17 protein-coding genes and 3 pseudogenes are annotated in these 17,221 nt (G+C 61.9%); 13 read left to right on the plus strand and 7 right to left on the minus strand.

Features of this window, described 5'->3' with window-relative positions; all coding sequences use genetic code 11:
* From M3I56_RS38815 to M3I56_RS38835, 5 genes and pseudogenes are all read left to right on the plus strand, one after another.
* Window positions 1–373, plus strand: a pseudogene (locus M3I56_RS38815) (electron transfer flavoprotein subunit beta/FixA family protein); the annotation flags it as partial.
* A 15-nt stretch (window positions 374–388) separates the two neighbouring features.
* Window positions 389–1,336 (plus strand): electron transfer flavoprotein subunit alpha/FixB family protein, encoded by a 948-nt coding sequence (locus M3I56_RS38820; RefSeq protein ID WP_254358433.1) that lies wholly within the window; start codon window positions 389–391, stop codon window positions 1,334–1,336.
* A gap of 39 nt (window positions 1,337–1,375) precedes the next feature.
* The gene (locus M3I56_RS38825; protein WP_254358434.1) at window positions 1,376–1,591 is read left to right on the plus strand and encodes a hypothetical protein; all 216 of its coding nucleotides are present in this window, start codon (window positions 1,376–1,378) and stop codon (window positions 1,589–1,591) included.
* Window positions 1,592–2,022: 431 nt separating this feature from the next.
* Window positions 2,023–2,925 carry a DMT family transporter gene (locus tag M3I56_RS41470; protein WP_254358435.1) on the plus strand — a complete coding sequence of 301 codons (903 nt, stop codon included), beginning with the start codon at window positions 2,023–2,025 and terminating at the stop codon, window positions 2,923–2,925.
* Window positions 2,926–3,314: 389 nt separating this feature from the next.
* Window positions 3,315–4,487: a porin gene (locus M3I56_RS38835; RefSeq protein WP_309249223.1), complete on the plus strand. Its 1,173-nt coding sequence runs from the start codon at window positions 3,315–3,317 to the stop codon at window positions 4,485–4,487.
* Between the two features lie 52 nt (window positions 4,488–4,539).
* On the opposite strand, the gene M3I56_RS38840 is transcribed toward M3I56_RS38835, so the two are convergent.
* Both M3I56_RS38840 and M3I56_RS38845 read right to left on the minus strand, forming a co-directional pair.
* The gene (locus tag M3I56_RS38840; RefSeq protein ID WP_254358436.1) at window positions 4,540–5,292 is read right to left on the minus strand and encodes a hypothetical protein; all 753 of its coding nucleotides are present in this window, start codon (window positions 5,290–5,292) and stop codon (window positions 4,540–4,542) included.
* A gap of 18 nt (window positions 5,293–5,310) precedes the next feature.
* Window positions 5,311–6,771, minus strand: a complete 1,461-nt coding sequence (locus tag M3I56_RS38845) for an amino acid permease (RefSeq protein WP_254358437.1) — start codon at window positions 6,769–6,771, stop codon at window positions 5,311–5,313.
* Between the two features lie 297 nt (window positions 6,772–7,068).
* On the opposite strand from M3I56_RS38845, the gene M3I56_RS38850 reads away from it, so the two are divergent.
* Together M3I56_RS38850 and M3I56_RS38855 are read left to right on the plus strand one after the other, a co-directional pair.
* Window positions 7,069–7,374 (plus strand): hypothetical protein, encoded by a 306-nt coding sequence (locus M3I56_RS38850; RefSeq protein WP_254358438.1) that lies wholly within the window; start codon window positions 7,069–7,071, stop codon window positions 7,372–7,374.
* A gap of 285 nt (window positions 7,375–7,659) precedes the next feature.
* Window positions 7,660–9,927: an alpha/beta hydrolase domain-containing protein gene (locus M3I56_RS38855; protein WP_254358439.1), complete on the plus strand. Its 2,268-nt coding sequence runs from the start codon at window positions 7,660–7,662 to the stop codon at window positions 9,925–9,927.
* Window positions 9,928–10,005: 78 nt separating this feature from the next.
* Here M3I56_RS38855 and M3I56_RS38860 read toward each other — a convergent pair whose 3' ends face one another.
* Both M3I56_RS38860 and M3I56_RS38865 read right to left on the minus strand, forming a co-directional pair.
* A complete protein-coding gene (locus M3I56_RS38860; RefSeq protein WP_375541872.1) occupies window positions 10,006–10,353 on the minus strand; it encodes a cupredoxin family copper-binding protein in 348 nt (115 codons plus the stop codon).
* A gap of 35 nt (window positions 10,354–10,388) precedes the next feature.
* Window positions 10,389–11,324, minus strand: coding sequence for a metallophosphoesterase (locus M3I56_RS38865; protein ID WP_028207556.1), 936 nt, complete (start codon window positions 11,322–11,324; stop codon window positions 10,389–10,391).
* Window positions 11,325–11,529: 205 nt separating this feature from the next.
* On the opposite strand from M3I56_RS38865, the gene M3I56_RS38870 reads away from it, so the two are divergent.
* Together M3I56_RS38870 and M3I56_RS41810 are read left to right on the plus strand one after the other, a co-directional pair.
* Entirely contained in the window at window positions 11,530–12,345 is an 816-nt protein-coding gene (locus M3I56_RS38870; protein ID WP_254358446.1) for a hypothetical protein, read from the plus strand.
* Between the two features lie 140 nt (window positions 12,346–12,485).
* On the plus strand, window positions 12,486–12,725 hold the full coding sequence (locus M3I56_RS41810; RefSeq protein ID WP_375541873.1) for a DUF2158 domain-containing protein: 240 nt from the start codon (window positions 12,486–12,488) through the stop codon (window positions 12,723–12,725).
* A gap of 8 nt (window positions 12,726–12,733) precedes the next feature.
* Here the strand turns inward: M3I56_RS41810 and M3I56_RS38875 are convergent, their stop codons facing one another.
* Window positions 12,734–12,904 (minus strand): hypothetical protein, encoded by a 171-nt coding sequence (locus M3I56_RS38875; protein WP_254358440.1) that lies wholly within the window; start codon window positions 12,902–12,904, stop codon window positions 12,734–12,736.
* A gap of 309 nt (window positions 12,905–13,213) precedes the next feature.
* On the opposite strand from M3I56_RS38875, the gene M3I56_RS38880 reads away from it, so the two are divergent.
* Window positions 13,214–13,627, plus strand: coding sequence for a hypothetical protein (locus tag M3I56_RS38880; RefSeq protein WP_254358441.1), 414 nt, complete (start codon window positions 13,214–13,216; stop codon window positions 13,625–13,627).
* Window positions 13,628–13,641: 14 nt separating this feature from the next.
* Here M3I56_RS38880 and M3I56_RS38885 read toward each other — a convergent pair whose 3' ends face one another.
* Both M3I56_RS38885 and M3I56_RS38890 read right to left on the minus strand, forming a co-directional pair.
* Window positions 13,642–13,956 (minus strand): hypothetical protein, encoded by a 315-nt coding sequence (locus M3I56_RS38885; protein ID WP_254358442.1) that lies wholly within the window; start codon window positions 13,954–13,956, stop codon window positions 13,642–13,644.
* 87 nt (window positions 13,957–14,043) lie between these two features.
* The gene (locus M3I56_RS38890; protein WP_254358443.1) at window positions 14,044–15,990 is read right to left on the minus strand and encodes a bifunctional diguanylate cyclase/phosphodiesterase; all 1,947 of its coding nucleotides are present in this window, start codon (window positions 15,988–15,990) and stop codon (window positions 14,044–14,046) included.
* A 155-nt stretch (window positions 15,991–16,145) separates the two neighbouring features.
* Here M3I56_RS38890 and M3I56_RS38895 point away from each other — a divergent pair.
* From M3I56_RS38895 to M3I56_RS38905, 3 genes and pseudogenes are all read left to right on the plus strand, one after another.
* Window positions 16,146–16,418: pseudogene (locus M3I56_RS38895) on the plus strand (RraA family protein); the annotation flags it as partial.
* Window positions 16,419–16,708, plus strand: a pseudogene (locus tag M3I56_RS38900) (alpha/beta hydrolase); the annotation flags it as partial.
* 98 nt (window positions 16,709–16,806) lie between these two features.
* Complete coding sequence (locus M3I56_RS38905) at window positions 16,807–17,037, plus strand: hypothetical protein (RefSeq protein WP_035514788.1); 231 nt, start codon at window positions 16,807–16,809, stop codon at window positions 17,035–17,037.
* Window positions 17,038–17,221: the final 184 nt, after the last annotated feature.

Here is a 17,221-nt window from a genome sequence, read left to right on the forward strand (position 1 = left end):
GACTGGCCAGATGCTCGCCGCGCTGGCGAACCTCCCGCAGGCTACGTTTGCTTCGAAGGTCGTGGTTGCAGACGGCAAGGCTACGGTGTCGCGCGAAGTGGATGGCGGCGCGGAAACGCTGTCGCTCACGCTGCCCGCGGTCGTCACGACGGATCTGCGCCTGAACGAGCCGCGCTACGTCACGCTGCCGAACATCATGAAGGCGAAGAAGAAGCCTTTGGAGACGCTTAAGCCTGAAGACCTGGGCGTTGACGTCACGCCGCGTCTGAAGACGCTGAAGGTTGCCGAGCCGCCAAAGCGTTCGGCAGGCGTGAAGGTGCCGGACGTGAAGACACTGGTCGAGAAGCTGAAGACGGAAGCCAAGGTGCTGTAAGGGGAGCAGACGAAAATGACGAATCTGGTTATTGCCGAACACGACAATAAGTCGATCAAGGCCGCAACGCTGAATACGGTTGCCGCAGCACAGAAGATTGGCGGCGACGTACACGTGCTGGTCGCGGGCCACAATGCGCAGGCGGCTGCGGATGCAGCTGCGAAGATTGCAGGCGTGGCGAAGGTGCTGCTGGCCGATGCGCCTCAACTCGAAGTCGGTCTCGCGGAAAACGTCGAAGCGACGGTCCTCGCGATTGCGAAGAACTACTCGCACATCCTCGCTCCGGCAACGGCAGCGGGCAAGAACGTCACGCCGCGCATTGCCGCGAAGCTCGACGTTGCGCAGATCAGCGATATCACGGCAGTCGACAGCGCCGACACGTTCGAGCGTCCGATCTACGCAGGCAACGCGATCGCAATCGTCCAGTCGAGCGACCCGATCAAGGTGATCACGGTCCGCACGACCGGTTTCGATCCCGTCGCAACCGAAGGCGGCAGCGCAGCCATCGAGAAGATCGAAGCGGCGGCAGACAGCGGCCTCTCGAAGTTCGTGAGCCGTGAAGTGACGAAGCTCGACCGTCCGGAACTCACGAGCGCGAAGGTCATCGTCTCGGGTGGCCGGGGTTTGGGCAGCGGCGAGAACTTCGCGTTGGTTCTGGAACCGCTCGCGGACAAGCTCAACGCCGCACTCGGCGCCTCGCGCGCAGCCGTCGACGCTGGCTACGTGCCGAACGACTATCAGGTCGGCCAAACCGGCAAGATCGTCGCGCCGCAACTGTACGTGGCGGTCGGCATCTCGGGCGCGATCCAGCACCTGGCTGGCATGAAGGACTCGAAGGTCATCGTCGCGATCAACAAGGACGAAGAAGCACCGATCTTCAGCGTGGCCGACTACGGTCTGGTGGGCGACCTGTTCACGGTCGTGCCGGCACTCGTCAGCGGGCTTCAGGCGATCGCCAGATAGTGCGCGCATTGTAATGAACGCGCTCGGGTCAGTGGAGACATGTACGGTGATCCGGGCTCGACCATGGTCGGTGTGTTCAGCGCAAAGCTCGGCCTCGGCGCGGCCATGGGGATTTGTGCGTGCGTGTCGTATCTGCTGGTCGTGACGGCTGCATTGCTGCTGCCCGAAACGCGTGGTCGCGACCTCGGTGAAGTCGTGCAGGCGAGTGGCGCAGAAAGCGTGGGCGAGGAGCGCGAGTTGGGCAACGTACGTTGAAGTGACCTGTCTGGTTGTTCGTGTTTTCGCTAGCTGATTGAAATGACGGCCGGCCATCTTCAGGGGTGGACGGGCCGTTTCAATTTCGCGAGATGTTCGTCGTTTGGTTCGCTATGGTTGGAGAGTCATAACCGGGCCGCGAATCGCGGCTGCCAGTGCCGCGATTTCGTCGTGCAGGAACACGGGAAGTGCCTTTGGCCGGTCCGCCCTTGTTGCCCCGCCTGCTTCGTGTATGAGTGCTCCGAGCCAGGCTTGAGCAAGGTCGCAATCCGCAGGCGCTATCGCATTCGAAGCTGGCAGCCTCTCCCGTTCCCAGCACACGCTCAGGAGCCTATACACGAGCTTTTGTGTGGCCTCGACAGTCGCGACGATCGAGTGCTCGAGTTGAGGATGGCGCAGGACTTGACTGGTCAGATCTGGGCCCGTGATCTGTGAGCGCCAAGGCGTCCGCCACCCTTGCCGCGGCGACCACCGGAATCCTGGTCGGCGCGGCGATGGTATCCACTCGGGCAGTGTCTGACGAGGCTTCGCCTGCCACGCTAGCATTTCTCCGCTATTTCATCGGCATGGGCGTGCTCGCAGCGCCCGTCTGGCTCGGCGCGCGCCCTCGCTTCGCATGGCGAGATGCGTTCGCTATCAGCCTGTTAGGGATATTCCAGTTTGCCGTGCTCATTGTGCTGCTCAACCATGCCTTAGCCATCCTTCCTGCCGCAACGTGCGCGCTCGTCTTTTCGACCATGCCGCTTTTCACAATGACGTTAGCTGTAGCAAGTCGAAGCGAAGCATTCAGCCTGCACAAATTGTTTGGTCTCCTGATCGCGCTCGCCGGTGTGGCGGTCTTGCTGCGTGCATCGTTTGCCCACCCAGGATCGGTGGACATGGGTGCGCTAAGCGCGCTGATCGGTGCCACGTTGATCGGCGCCGTGTGCAGCCTTCTATATCGGCTGCTTCTGAAGCGCTATCCGGCGTTGCCGACGAGCGCGCTGGCCATGAGCGCAGCCGTGGTGTTTCTTGTCGGCCTTTGCTGGATAACGGCCCGACCGTTGATGCCCACTCTCTCCATGACGCAATGGGAGAACGTCGGCTTTATAGGCCTGTCGAGCGGTGTAGGGTACTTCTGCTGGTTGTGGGCATTGACCAGGCTTGATGCAAGCCGCGTCGTCGCTTTTCAGGCACTTGGCCCTGTCACTGCGGCTGTTGTTGAAGTCGTCGTGACACGTCAGTGGCCAACTTCAACCCTTGTCATTGCAGTCGCTCTCGTGGTCAGCGGGCTTCTCGTCAGCCAATGGCGCAAACCAGAACGAGAAATTGAGCATTCGGTCGCTGACGCATAGCTGCTAGTTCAGTCATGTGAATAGGGCGATAGATATAGTCGACTCTAAATGGTCGATAAAAGAACTTAAATCCATACTGGAATTCCTATGAGGATTCCTCCAGAATGACATCTGCCCTCGCAAAGCCAGCGCCGGGGTGTTTGCTCAATGTCGCGAATTGCGCGAAGCAACGCCGCTTCTGTCGCGTCACCACAACATCCAAAAGTTATTCAGCAGCGACTTACGCGCCTGCCAGGTACCGTCGTTTATGGAATTTGAATGGAATATGACAAAGAACGGGAATACTTCGTTCTATCGAGTATTTCATGGAATCATTTCTGCCGAACACCCAGGATTCGTACACTTCACGGGCACTGATCACTTCATTTCACTGATATCTGGAGTCGCCCGTGACAAAGATCCGCCTGACTCTCGCTGCTTCCGGTCTGGTTGCCGCAGCGACCGTGCATGCGCAAAGTTCCGTTACGCTTTACGGCCTTATCGACGCTGGACTGATGTATACGAACAACGTAAAGAAAGGTACGGCGCAAGGTGCACTCTGGCAGGCCACGAGCGGAAACATCAACGGTAGCCGCTGGGGGTTGCGCGGCGCCGAGGATCTCGGCGGCGGGCTCAAAGCCGTGTTCGTACTCGAAAACGGCTTCAATGTGCAAAACGGCAAGCTTGGTCAGGATAGCAGACTGTTTGGGCGCCAGGCGTATGTCGGCCTTTCCTCCGGCCAGTTCGGCACGCTCACGCTCGGCCGTCAATACGATTCTCTCGTCGATTTCGTGTCGCCCCTGTCCGGCACCGCGGGTACGTTCGGCGATACCGGCTTCGCTCATCCGTTCGACAACGACAACCTGAACCACTCACTGCGGATGAACAATGCGGTGAAGTACGCGAGCGCCAACTATGCCGGATTCCAGTTCGGCGGTCTGTATGCGTTCTCGAACAACACGCAGTTCGCCGTCAACAGAGCCTACAGTGCGGGCGCGAGCTATACCTGGGGTCCGTTGAACGTGGCTGCCGGTTATCTGCAGATCAATGGATCAACCGCTACTTCGGCAAGCAGTTCAGGTGCAGTGGATATTGGCGAATCGACGGCAAACGGCACGGGTGGCTTCGTGCTCGGGGCAGACGTCCAGCGCACAGTGGGTGCCGGCATCAACTACACGTTCGGGCCGGCCGTGGTTGGTTTCGTCTATACGCACAGCCAGTATCAGGGCACGACGTCATTCGGCCAGACCAACGTGAACAACAGCGGCACGATGCGATTCGACAACTATGAACTGAACGGAAAGTACACGTTCACGCCTGCGTTTCACATCGGCATTGCGTACACATACACCGATGGTAGCGTAGGCAACGGCAGCAACACAGCCTTTGGCTCGGACCCGAAGTGGAATCAGGTGAATCTGCAGGCCGTGTACACGTTCTCCAAGCGCACGGACGTCTACGCCGAAGCGATGTACCAGCACGTTTCGGGTCACCAGTACGTCGCGTTCATCAACACCGCAGGCGGCGCATCGTCAACGGGGAATCAGGTCGTGGCAACGGTGGGCTTCCGCACGCGGTTCTAACCTTCCTTTGGGCGCAGCGGTCCGGCGCCGTTCGGACATTGGAAGGTGCACGTCACATCGTTCCGCTGCCGCTGCCAGTGCCGCCAGTGCCGGAAGAGGGGGCGGACGTCGCGGTAAGCGGATGCACGGCGCCCGCCGCCGACAGCAGCGAGACGGCGGCCGGATCGGGCATGCCATTCGCGTCGATCGCGCCTGCTGCCGCCAGCGTGCCCAGATCGCTATCGACACCTGCCTGGCCAACCGCAAAGGATGTCGTGAGAAATGCCGGTACCGACAGCGTGACCGCATAGTGCTGCTGCAGACTCGTGACGACTGCGGATTGCGCGGCCTGCATGTCGGACGAGTTGCCCAGCACCTGCTGGTACTGCGAGTTGACCGGAAAGCCCGCTATCAAACCACTCTCGCTCGTGCCGAGTTGCGAAGCGAGGTAGACAAGCATCAGCTCGGTCTCTGGCGTCGTATTGAAGGTGCCCCCGGCAAACGCCACCGAATGGAGGCTCACGCTGCCGGAGCTTACGGTGAGGATGCAGGGAGGCGTGGCATTGAAGGTGATCGCGTAGTGTCCACCGCCGTCGGACAGGGCGGACCCCGAGCCCTGAGCGCAACTGAGGTTGACCGTCGCGCTGGCGATCGCTTTGCCGGTGGCGGCTGTGCCGGAGATGGTGACGTTCGGCGTCACGGTTGTGCCGCCGCAGCCATTGAGGCCAATGCATGCGTTACCGCCGCATGCGGCAAGCGTTGCGAGTGAAGCGACGCAAATTGCCGCCTGCGCCGGGCGAACGAAGCACGCGTGGTGAGCGTTCATGGTTGCCCGCCGTTGCCGTCATTCACGCTCCGGATAGCGCAGTCGCGAATGATGCCGGCCATAAGACATGTAGATCAGCATGCCGATCAGCAGCCAGACGATCAGCCGTACCCAGGTGATGAGCGGCAGTCCCACCATCAGCAACACGCAAAACGCGATGCCGAGAATGGGGACAATCGGCACGCCGGGCGCGCGGAATGGACGGCTCGCGTCGGAGTCGCTGCGCCGCAGGTACATGACTGCGCCGCACACGAGCACGAACGCGAACAGCGTGCCGATGCTGACCATCTCGCCCAGTACGCCGATCGGCGTGAGGGCCGCCACGATGGCGACGATCGTGCCGATCATGATCTGGCTTCGATGCGGTGTGTGCAGCCGCGGATGGACGGTGGAGAACAGATGGGGAAGCAGTCTGTCCTCCGACATCGTGAAGAAGATCCGGCTCTGCCCGTAGAGCAGCACGAGTATCACGGTGGTCAGCCCGGTTAGCGCGCCGATCTTGATCAGTATGGAGAACCAGGTGAAGCCGATAGCGTCGACGCCCTTGGCGATCGGATCGGGTACGTTCAGTTGTGCGTATGGAACGAGTCCGGTGAGCACGGCGGCCACCAGGATATAGAGCAAGGTGCAGATGACGAGCGAGCCGAGGATCCCAATCGGCATGTCGCGCTGAGGCTGTTTCGCCTCCTGTGCAGCGGTCGATACCGCATCGAAGCCGATGAAGGCAAAGAACACGACTGCGGAGCCACGCAGAATGCCGCTCGCCCCGAAGCTGCCGAACGCGCCGGTGTTGGGGGGGACGAAGGGATGCCAGTTGGCGGGATGCACGAAGAACACGCCGATGACGATGAAGGCCACCACGACCGTCAGCTTGACTGCGACCATCACGTTGTTGATGCGCGCCGACTCGCGCGTGCCGAGCACCAGCATCGTAGTGAGAATCGCGATGATCAGCACGGCGGGGAGATTGATGATGCCGGCGACAGTCGAGCCGTCAGGCAACGGGACCGTCGTGCCGGGTGCGGCGGCAAGCGTAGGCGGGATGCTGATTCCGACGTTGCGCAACAGGCTGACGATATACCCTGACCAGCCGACGGCGACCGTCGCGGCGCCCATGGCGTACTCGAGAATCAGGTCCCAGCCGATGATCCACGCAAACACTTCGCCAAGCGTCGCATAGGTATACGTGTAAGTGCTGCCGCACACGGGGAGCATGGCGGCCAGTTCGGAGTAGCAGAGGCCGACAAACGCACAGGCAATGCCGCCCAGCACGAAGGACAGGATGATGCCCGGTCCGGCAAATTGTGCCGCCGCCGTGCCAGTGAGGACGAAAATACCCGCGCCGATAATGGCGCCGATTCCCATCGCCGTGATGCTGGGCGCCCCCAGGGTCTTAGACAGCGCGCGACCGCCTTCGGTATCGGCGCTTCCTACTATGTCGGCGACGGACTTGCGCGCCGTGTACCTCGTGTCAGCCATGATAGGTTGTCCCATTCAACAGTGACTGGAAACGACTCGATTCGGCTTGCCTTACTTCTTTAGAATAGACACAGGCGCGAGTTGGCAAAGGGTAAGTTTTCAGTTAACCGAACGACGACGACCGGCTTGCGTGGGCAGAGATGTTTCGGAACGCTTCATGTGCATCGGCAAGATGTGGGATCGGGACAATGCGCCACGCGTATCGCGGGATTCGTCGGCATCATTGATGGTCCGCCGTCCAGGCAAAGCCCATGCTCGCGCGGGCAGTTCAGCCGGACGGCGGCCAGGAGAGGTGGAATGGGCAACAACAAACCGTCGCCGCGGCGCGCGACATACGAGAAAGGGATCCGGATCGGCGAGTACGGATGGTTTGGCCGGCTGGCAGCCGTCGTCGTGAGCACTATCGTGCTGGTGGTGGCAGCGATGCTGTCGTTGGTGCTGCTTGCCGTGCTGTTCGGCGTGGGCGCGATTGTCGTCGGCTATCTCTGGTGGAAGATCCGCGCGTTGCGCCGGCAGGCTCGCGAGTTCGGCGACGACGGCCGGACCGTCGACGTCGAGGTCGTGTACAAGGACTCGCACGGCGACGATATCGCGAAACGCTGACCTGTGGGCCCGCGCGAGTACCTTCAGCGTACGCGTAAACGACAGTAGGAATCGTGTTTGCGCGAATTATAAATACACAAGGCCGCGCAAAATATATCAAACGACTTCGGCCAATCGTAAGCATTCGACTTCCGCCACGCCGACTTACGTGTGTCGGTCCAGCATGCGTGCGCAATGCTGGCCAATCCGCGTGAAAGCCTTGCATCTCTCGGGTTCGCCGTTCTCCAATGGACACGGCGCGAGACTCCGCTTCCGCCATGTTCGCCACGGTTAGGAGATTCTACGATGAAGACTCAAAATATAGGAATGCTACTGATTGTCGGTGCGAGTGGTATGTTCGCCGGTGGTATCGCGCACAGCGATCCGCACGGCCCGCAAGCCATCCAGCGGGGCGCGGGCTTCATCAAGAGCTTTCAGATTATTGCTTCCGAACCGGCGTTTGGCGGCGCGACGCCTGCGGGCGCGGCTGGGCCATATGAGGTCATCGCCGCCGTCGTGCACGGTGCCCTCGACCCGCGCTCTCCGCTCAACGCGGGCATTGTCAACATCAGGAACGCGCCTGTCGGCGTCGATGGTTACGTCGACTATTGGACCGATGTCGTGATCCTGCGTCCGCAAAGCGCGGCGAACGCCACGCGCGTGCTCTTCTATGACGTCGTGAATCGCGGCAACAAGCTCGCCGACGGGTCCTTCATTGGTGGAGGCGCGCTCGATACCGGCGCACCCCCGCCGTCTACATTCCCGTCGCTGCTGCGCCATGGCTATACGATTCTCTGGAGCGGCTGGCAAGGCGACATTCCGCTCAACGGTACGAGTACGCTGGCCGGCACGGGGCTGGTCGGCACGAGATTCCCCGTGGCCACCGACAAGGACGGTCCGCCGATGACGGCGCTGTCACGCGAAGAGTTCATTCCCGACTATGCGGGAGGCGATCCGACGACGGTTCCGCTCACGTACCCGCCCGCCGATCTCAACGACACGGGCAGCGTCACCTTCACCGCGCGGCAATCGTGGCTATCGGCCTACGGCAGCATTCCGGGCGGCGTGCAAACCTACACGGCGCCTTCGGCGAAAGTGAGTACGTGGAGCTATATCAGCACGCCGAACAACGTCTATGAAGGGAATTACTCGGTCAAGTTCACGCCGCCCGCGTCGGTGCCGGGTCCCAACGGCAGGACTGTCCCGCCGGATGCCGGGACGATTTACAGCTTCGTTTACAAGGCCGCGGCGCCGACGATCGACGGCATCGGCTTTGCGGCGCTGCGCGATCTCGTTTCATGGCTGCGCTACGACAGGGCCGATGCGCGAGGCGTCCAGAATCCGCTCAACGATCTGAAGGATGCGGCGTGTGCAGCGTCGAAGTGCTCCCGAGATACGAACTTCGACGTCGCGATCGGGGAGGGCATTTCGCAGTCGGGCCGCTTCATCAAGGACTTTCTCTATCAGGGGTTCAACGAGGACAAGCGCGGAAGGATCGTTTTCGACGGACTATTCCCGATCATTTCCGCTGCCCGCCGCACGTGGACCAACGCGGCGTTCGCACAGCCGGGACGGTGGTCGAAACAGCATGAAGACCACTTCATGCCGGAATTCCAGTTCCCCTTCACCTACGCGGTCACGACCGATCCCGTCAGCGGCGCGACCGATGGCCTGCTGAAGCGTTGCGAGGCCTCCGGTACGTGTCCGAAGATCATGCAACTCGACGGCGCATTTGAATGGTGGGGCGGCGCCGCGTCGCTGGTCGTCACGGATGGACGGGGCAACGACATCCACTTGCCGCCGAACGTGCGTTACTACCTCGTGCCGGGCACGCAGCACGGCGGCGGCAGCGGCGTGACCACGGGTAACTTCACGGTGCCGGCCACAGGCAGTCTGTGTCAGTTGCCGGGCTCGCCCGTCGAGGAAACGCCCGTCGAGCGCGCGTTGATTCCCGCGCTGGTCGCGTGGGCCGGCAGGGGCACGGAGCCGCCCGCCTCGCAATATCCGACCGTGGCATCGGGCAATCTGGTCGCGCCGACGCAAGCGGCGACAGGCTTCCCTGATCTCGAGAGCGTGACCGTGCCGAGCGGCCCCGCGGCGACGCCGACAGCGCTCAGTCTCACGTTCAACGGCGAATACAATCAGGTCTTCGTGACCGACTACGGCAAGGCCGTGCCGGTCGTGAACACTGCACAGCCCTATACGATTCTCGTGCCCAAGGTCGACGCTAACGGCAACGAAACCACGGGGGTGCTCGTGCCGGACGTGAGCGTACCGCTCGCGACTTACACCGGGTGGAACTATCGCGGTGCGGGCCACGCGATCGGCGAAGGCTGCATCTCCAACGGCGCGGCGATTCCGTTCGCGGTGAACGCGTCCGCGCAGTCAGGCGGCGTCGATAGCCGCGCCACATTGAACGCGCTCTATGGCGGCAGCCGCTCGCGCTATCAGGCGGCGGTTGCGACGGCGGCGAACGCACTCGTCAAGCAAGGCTACTTGCTGCAGGACGATGCGACGAACGTCTTCATCAGCAACGCAGCGCAGATTTCTCCGACCCTGCTGCCGAATCCTTGAACCGCGACCCGGCGTCGTCGCGTAGCGCAAGCGAGTTGCAACACGCGCGGCGACGCTCCGCATCGTCGCTTGGGTTTTCTACTGCACCGTAATGGTCGCCTTCATATACGGGTGAATGCCGCAGAACACCTTGTACACCCCCGGCTTGTCGAACTTGAACTGATACGTATCGTTCTGGTCTAGCGCGGCGGAGTGAAAGACGCCTGCTTCGTTGACGACCGTATGCGGTTCGCCGTCCATATTTTTCCAGGTCACCGTGGTGCCTGCCTTCACGGTGAGCGCCATGGGCGAAAACATGAAATTCTTGATGTCGATTTCATTGGGCTCTTGCGCTTGCGCGGCAGGCGCACCCAGGGACGCCCCCGCCATGAGCATCCCGATCCCGTAGAAGAGGGCGAACGCGCGACGATAGTGAATGGAGAGCATGGCTCGAATCCTTGTTCAATGAGCGAGACGCGAGGTCAGGCGAGCGACGTGTCGGAAAGCGTCGCCGCGAGGGGATGGCGCGTGATCCGGATGCTGGTCACGCCAAGCATCTTCGGCAACTGATCGCTTGCCACCTTGAGCGGCCCGGGTCCGGGACCGTCGCCGGCTGTCGGTTGCGGATAGGCGGTCGAGCGTGCCGTGTGGAACGTGATATTGCCTTCCACCTTGGAAACGATCTGATGTATATGGCCATTGAGCACGGTCACCGAGCCGAAGCGCTTTAGATAATCCATGGCCTGGCCCGCATCGCCGGTGCCCCATCCCCATGGTTCGTAGATCGTCCACATCGGCATGTGCGTAAACACGACGATCGGCGTGCTCGACGTGCGGCCCTTCAGATCGTTTTCCAGCCAGGCGAGCTGGTCCTCACCCAGGTTGCCCAGCCCGTTCGGCTTGAAATGCATCACGTTGACGAGCGCGATGAAGTGCACGCCATTGTGGTCGAAGCTGTAATAGCCCCGGTTGTCCGATGCCTTGCCGAAACGCTTGAAGTATTCGCCTTGCGGTCCATCTGTCACATCGTGTTCGCCGGGCGTCGTGTGCAACTCGGTAATGTCGAGACCGGACAGCAATTGCGCCGCCAGATCGAATTCCTCAGGTTTGGAGAGATGGGTGATATCGCCCGTGTGAATCGCAAGGGCGGGTTTGACGGGCATCGCGTTCACATAGTCGATGGTCTGTTTGAGCGTGCCCGCGACATCGGGATTGGCTTCCTTGTTGAAGCCAATATGCGAGTCGCTGATCTGCAGAAAGAGCGGCACGCCGGCGTTTTCTTTGCTGCTCGCCGCCAGCGCCAGCTCCACGGGCGTGAGGACGCCTCCGGCCAGGACGAACACGGTGCCGGCGCCACCGAAGGCGAGGCATTTCAGGGCGCTGCGGCGTGACGGTTGGGAAGGAAGATCTGACGACATGATGTCCTCTCGCGTGGGTTCGGGAAGTCGACCGCCGGTGCAATACGGAGCGCCTCCAGGGCGGGCTTCACGTGCAATACCGCGAGAGCTGCTGTTTTATTCCCGGATTTTTCACGCTAGTCGAGCGCGGGAATAACCGGCGTGGGTTCGCGGTATGGCAGGCGTGGCACACGAAATGGTGGAAACACATATGGACATCGTCGACATGACCCGTCGCCGCGCGAGCGAAGCGAGAATCAACGTTCAATTTTTTCTGCGCCGGCTGCAACTCACGTCGGGCCTCGTAATGCTGACGTATCTCTTTCTGCACCTGGTCAATCACGCGCTCGGCATCTGGTCGCTCGAGCTTGCCGGACGCGGTCTCGTACTCGCGCTGCGGCTTTGGCGCAGCACGCCTGGCACGATCGCGCTGTATGGCGCCGCATCGATGCATTTTGTGCTGGCGCTGCACACGATATATGGGCGGCGCCATTGGGCACTGCCGCCGGCGGAATGGATCCGCCTGTGGGCAGGGCTCAGCCTGCCGCTCCTGCTGATCCGCCATGCGGTGACGACCCGGCTTGCGTCTTCGCTCTATGGTTTCGAACCGAACTACGAGCGCGTCATTGTCGTGCTGCTCACGAGCGGCACGCAGGGTCTGCAACTCGCGCTGTTAGCGCCTGGCTGGATACACGGATGCCTCGGGCTGTGGTTCCGGTTGCGCCACCGTGCATGGGCGCGTCGCATGCGGGTCGCGCTGCTGATCCTCTTCGTCCTGTTGCCGCTGCTTTCCGCAGCGGGCTTCATCCACATGATGCGAGCCGTCGAGGGAGAGAGTCACCTGCTTCCGCCGGTCGATGCCGCGCTCGTCGTCCATCAAGCCGCCCTCAACGGCGCACGTCACGATCTCGTCACGCTCTATCTCGCGCTGATTGCCAGCACGCTGATCCTGGGCCAGTTGCGCAACGCGCTGGAGCGCCGCAAGCTGCGGAGAGACTTGCTGGTCCGCAGTGCATCGTGCGAACAGGATGTCCAGGAATGACTTCGATGTCGAATTTGTTCCGATACGAAGGCGAAAACTTTATATTCAGCGCATGCGGAGAAGGGCGAATATACGGGTTCCAGACGTTGACGAGAGCGGGGGACGCTTCGTCAGCGAGTCGCGAGCATCCGGGAGGAGACATGTCCGCAGTTTGTGCGATCCACAGGGATTTGCGTTCCGAGACGTTGAGTTCGGTCGCTGCGCGATTCAAAGGCAGGACGGTGCGCCTGTGTTCAGGCGGGCCGTTAATGACGGTGAACCAGGTTTTGCCGACGGCATTTGGTCCGCAGCTTTCCTGTGCATGGTTCGAGTCGCCCGAGTCGACGAAGCTGGTGCGGGCCGTGTTCAGTACCGATGCGGTTCAGTTCGCTTCAGCGTAGTCGGAAACTCAGACGCTGTACCCCGAATTGCGCATCAGCTGGCGCGACACGACACCGCCCACGCCTTGCGCATCGAACTGCTCGCGGAGCTTGGTGTCTGCCTTGCGGGTCACGCCGCGGTGCATGGCCACGATGATCGCGAAGCAAGCGATTAGAAAGATCGGTAAGGTAAGCATCATGTTGCACCTCGCTGATCAGATCCGACCGGATATCTGTCGGTCTGCGTTGAGGCGCATGGCCCGGGCCCGAGCGGGCCAACCTGGCCGGGCCCACCTGGCCGGGCCCAACGGCGTTCACCGCCAGCGGCCAGAACGTTCACGATTTATCATTCGTGACGTGAGATGCCAAAATACACAGATAACCCGTAACGAGGCGGTGACCCGCCGGCCGCACGGGATGATCCGCCCCTCTTTGCCGGGCCGCTCGCCCGCGCATCCAAGATGGCCGGAGACTCTTGAGACCAGGACGCCGAATCCCATCTACCTGTCGTGAACCAGCGTATCCGTCCCCCCTTGCCGCCTGAATGGCCGTTTCCGCCGTATCGCGACGTCTGCGGCCGCGCGTTCGGCGATCTCGTCGCGCTTCAATATCGCGGCGCCGGCGTGTGGCTCTGGCGGTGCCGGTGCGGCGCCCACGTCACGGCCGCGCTGGAAGCGGTGGAGGGCGGCCAGACGCGTGATTGCGGCTGCGGCGAGCAGCGTCGCGTGTGGCGGTCCCGGCCGGGCTCGCCTGCGCTGAAGGGCGGCGAGGTGTTCGGCCAGCTGACGACGGATCGCTATGCCGGCGATGGCAAGTGGGTTTGCCGGTGCGATTGCGGCAATGAGGTGACCGTGAGCGCCGGGCGCCTGCGGCTGGGCCAGGCGCGCTCGTGTGGCCGCTGCCTGGGCGCTTTAACCGGCTGAGAGATGCGCGCTCGTCACGACTTGACCGGAACCCCGTAAGCGCTGACGATGCGCGCGTCCTGCTCGGCCGCCGAAAACAACTCCCATTCGAGACCGTTCACGTCGACGCTACTCGAATAGCCGGTTGCCGCGTCGTCTTCGAATCCAACGTGGCGCAACATTCCCGCTTGCGCCGGCTTTTCGTTGATCGAAAAGTTGAGGAGATCGGTGCGCCACATCGCGTACTGGCCTGGCACGACGGCTGACGGTGGTTGTCCGAGCCGCTGGCTATAGTCTGCGATCGAGGCTTCGAGGTTCGAAACGGCCAGTGCGATATGAAAGCGCTTCATGAGGGGCTCCGTGACTGTTCGGCACATCGTAAGCCGCGCGCAGCCGCATAAACAGTTCAGCAACCATTCTGGTATGCGGACTACTCGTCATTCTCCCGCCAGGCGAGCTACCGCTTCGCCCTCGCTTTCCCGCTCCAGAAAAGCCGCCACTGCCGGCGCCTCCATCGGGCGCGAACAGTAGTAGCCCTGAATGAGCGTGGCCCCGAGCGCCGCGACCGTTTGCAGTTCGGCCGCCGTTTCCACCCCTTCGACGATGCAGTCGAGCGACATTTGCCGGCTGAGGTTGAGCAGCGTGCGGACCACGGTGAACGCCGTCGTGCGCTCCTTGAGACCGCTCACGAACATCCTGTCGATCTTCAGGCGCGTGAGTGGAAGTTTGCACAGGTACGAGAGGCTCGAATAGCCGGTGCCGAAATCGTCGACCGACAAACCGCAGCCCAGCGCGCGCAGCACCTTGGCCGCTTTCTGGACCTGGTCGAAGTCCTTGGCCATCGCGGTTTCGGTGATCTCGAAGTCGAGTCGCGCCGGGTCGATGCCGCTGGTGAGAATGCAACGGGCCAATTCTTTCACCGCGGACTCACTGGCGAAATCATGCGCGGAGAGGTTGAAGGACAAGCGGATATGCGTCGGCCATTGCTTCGCGCAGGCCAGGGCTTTGGTAAATAGCACGAGGGTCAAGCCGTTGATGACGCCGTTGCGCTCCGCGGCAGGAATGAATTCACCGGGCGGGACCGTGCCGAGCAACGCGCTGCGCCAGCGCGCCAGGGCTTCGAAACCAACAGTGCGCTGGCGTTCGAGCGAGTAGATCGGCTGGAACGCGAGATAAAGTTCGCTGCCTAGATCGGGGGAGCGCAGCGCCTGGGCAATCTGCGACTCGCGAATGATGGCGTTGCGGTGCGTCTCCGAAAAGATGGTCACCGAGCCGCGCGAGCGGCGCTTGCCTTCGTAAAGCGCGTAGTCTGCTGTTTCGAACAAATCCGCCTTGTTTCGTGAAATGTGCGGATAGGTGGAGAAGCCGATCGTCGCCCCGAGCCGAACGGAAATCTCGCCGACCTGTACGGGGCAGTGAAAAACATCGCAGATGGTGCGCCCGAGTTGCGAGAGGGCGGCGTCCGTGCAGTCGTCCGTGACGATGATGCCGAATTCGTCGCCGCCCAGCCTCGCGAGCGTGATCGTGCCGCGCGCCGCTTTGGCGAGGCGCGCCGCGACTTCGGCCAGCACGTGGTCGCCCAGCGAGTGGCCGTGAATATCGTTGACGGACTTGAAGCCGTCGAGATCGACGAGGCCCACCGCGAGCCGGCCGCCCGATGCCATGGCAGCATCGAAATGCTTGTCGAGCGAGGCGAAAAAGGCCCGCCGGTTGGGGAGATTCGTGAGACTGTCGATATTCGCGAGGCGCTTGTTTTCGCGTTGCGTGGCCACGAGATCTGCGAAGTTCTTGAATTGCGTAAAGGCAACGACCAGCATCGCCAGCGAAACCAGTGAGGTATCGATCGCGATCGCCTGGAATACGCCATTTCCCGAACTCAGGAACGTGACGACGAGCGCGCCGTTGACAATGGCGGTGACGGTGAACGCTGCCTTGACGACATTCATCAGGCAGAAGATGACGCCGATGACCGTGATTGCCATGTAGAAGGCGACATGAAGCTTGAATGCCGCGCCGCCATGAGGCAACAGGGACAGCGACCATGCCGTGAACGAGACGGAGAAGACCCAGGCGAGCCTGCCGGAATTGCGCAGGATCGTAGCCGCATTTTCCGCACTGACATGGATCCTGGAGAGCCGCAACCAGGAGAGCACGCGAACGAAGCAAAATCCCGTGAGCACGAGCGGACAGATCACGCCCTGCCAGGCGGGAAGCTCGTTCTCGTGGGGCAGCACCATGCCCCACGTGTTGACGACCAGCAGCCCATACATCATGGGAAGGTGATAGATCATCACGCGCAACTGCGCCAGCTTCAGGGCCGCGCTGTTTCCGGCGAGGAAAGTGCGCCGAATCGTTCCCCAATACTGGGCCAGAACGTTGAACATGGTCTTGCGAGTCGGTGCGGTCCCGTTGCAACTGCCGGGAACGAAATGTAATACCTCCGTTTACGACCGCTCGAGTGAATTCTGGAGGCAGCGCGCGCGCTTTTCATCGCCGATGTCGCGGTCCCTATTTTTCATCACGCTTTCAACGCGACTGCGTGGAGGGCGTTTCCTGCTGGGGCGACATCCTCGCCAACGCCGCGACGGCGAAGCGGATTCGCGGTTCGGTCATCGACGGCATGAGTCGCGATATCGATGGCAGCGAAGCGAGCGGCTACCCGGTCTACGGCCGGGGCGTCACGATGATCAGCGCGCGCAATCGCGTGGTCCAGATCGACTCGGGCAAGCCGGTGCAAATGGCGGGTGTCACCGTGCACGAAAACGACTACGTGATCGCGGATCGATGCGGCACGGTGTTCGTTCCCGAAGGCCTCGCGCCCGAGGACTGCTTTCTCAGCAGGCAGATCGTGGGGTATCCGCGCGCGGACGCCGACGCTTCGTCAGCGATTTCATCGAGCGCACGCGCCACGCACCGGCTTATGCGAGTGCGCTCTATGCCGCGAGTTTGCGCTACACGGTCAGAGCCGAGGCGGTAGGGCCGATTTTCCGCTCGATGGTCCATCTGTCCGATAACGGCGACTTGATGCGCAAATTCCCCGGCTTGCCGTTTCCGCGCATGTTTATGTACGGGCAGCAGAGCGGCAGTCGCAATGCAATGAGGTCGGCGCAAACGTTTGACATCCTCGGCTATATGGGCGTGCAGCCGTTCGCTCGCTGCCCCGGCCTAAAGTTCGCGCAGTCGTTGCCGAAATACCAGCCATGGCGCGCAAACATCCCGACTATCCCAACAAGCCTCCCATCTGGGCAGAGGCGCGCGCGCTCGAGGCGAGCATTCGCGCCATCCGCCGTGCGCAAGGCAAGAAGAACCCCGAGGACTTCCCGGCGGGAAGCCCCGAATGCACCGCTGCCATGGATGAGTTCGTGCGTGACGTCTGCCGCGCCCTCGAGATCGATATCAACACGCTCGGCAAGGACTCCGGCGACTTTTAACGCGCTGGTCGGCCGTTCGTATCCTCCACGCGCGGGAATGCGGTTTGCGCGCCCCGGAACGACCGATGACGAGTTCATGAGGTTGCGCGTGAAAACGACTCTCACGCTCGCGTTGTCGTCATGTCTCGGCGTGGCGTTGCTCACGACGCAGCCAGCGCATGGCGCAGATCCCACCCCCACCCCC

Source organism: Paraburkholderia sp. CNPSo 3281 (genome assembly GCF_024206515.1).
Classification (GTDB): domain Bacteria; phylum Pseudomonadota; class Gammaproteobacteria; order Burkholderiales; family Burkholderiaceae; genus Paraburkholderia; species Paraburkholderia nodosa.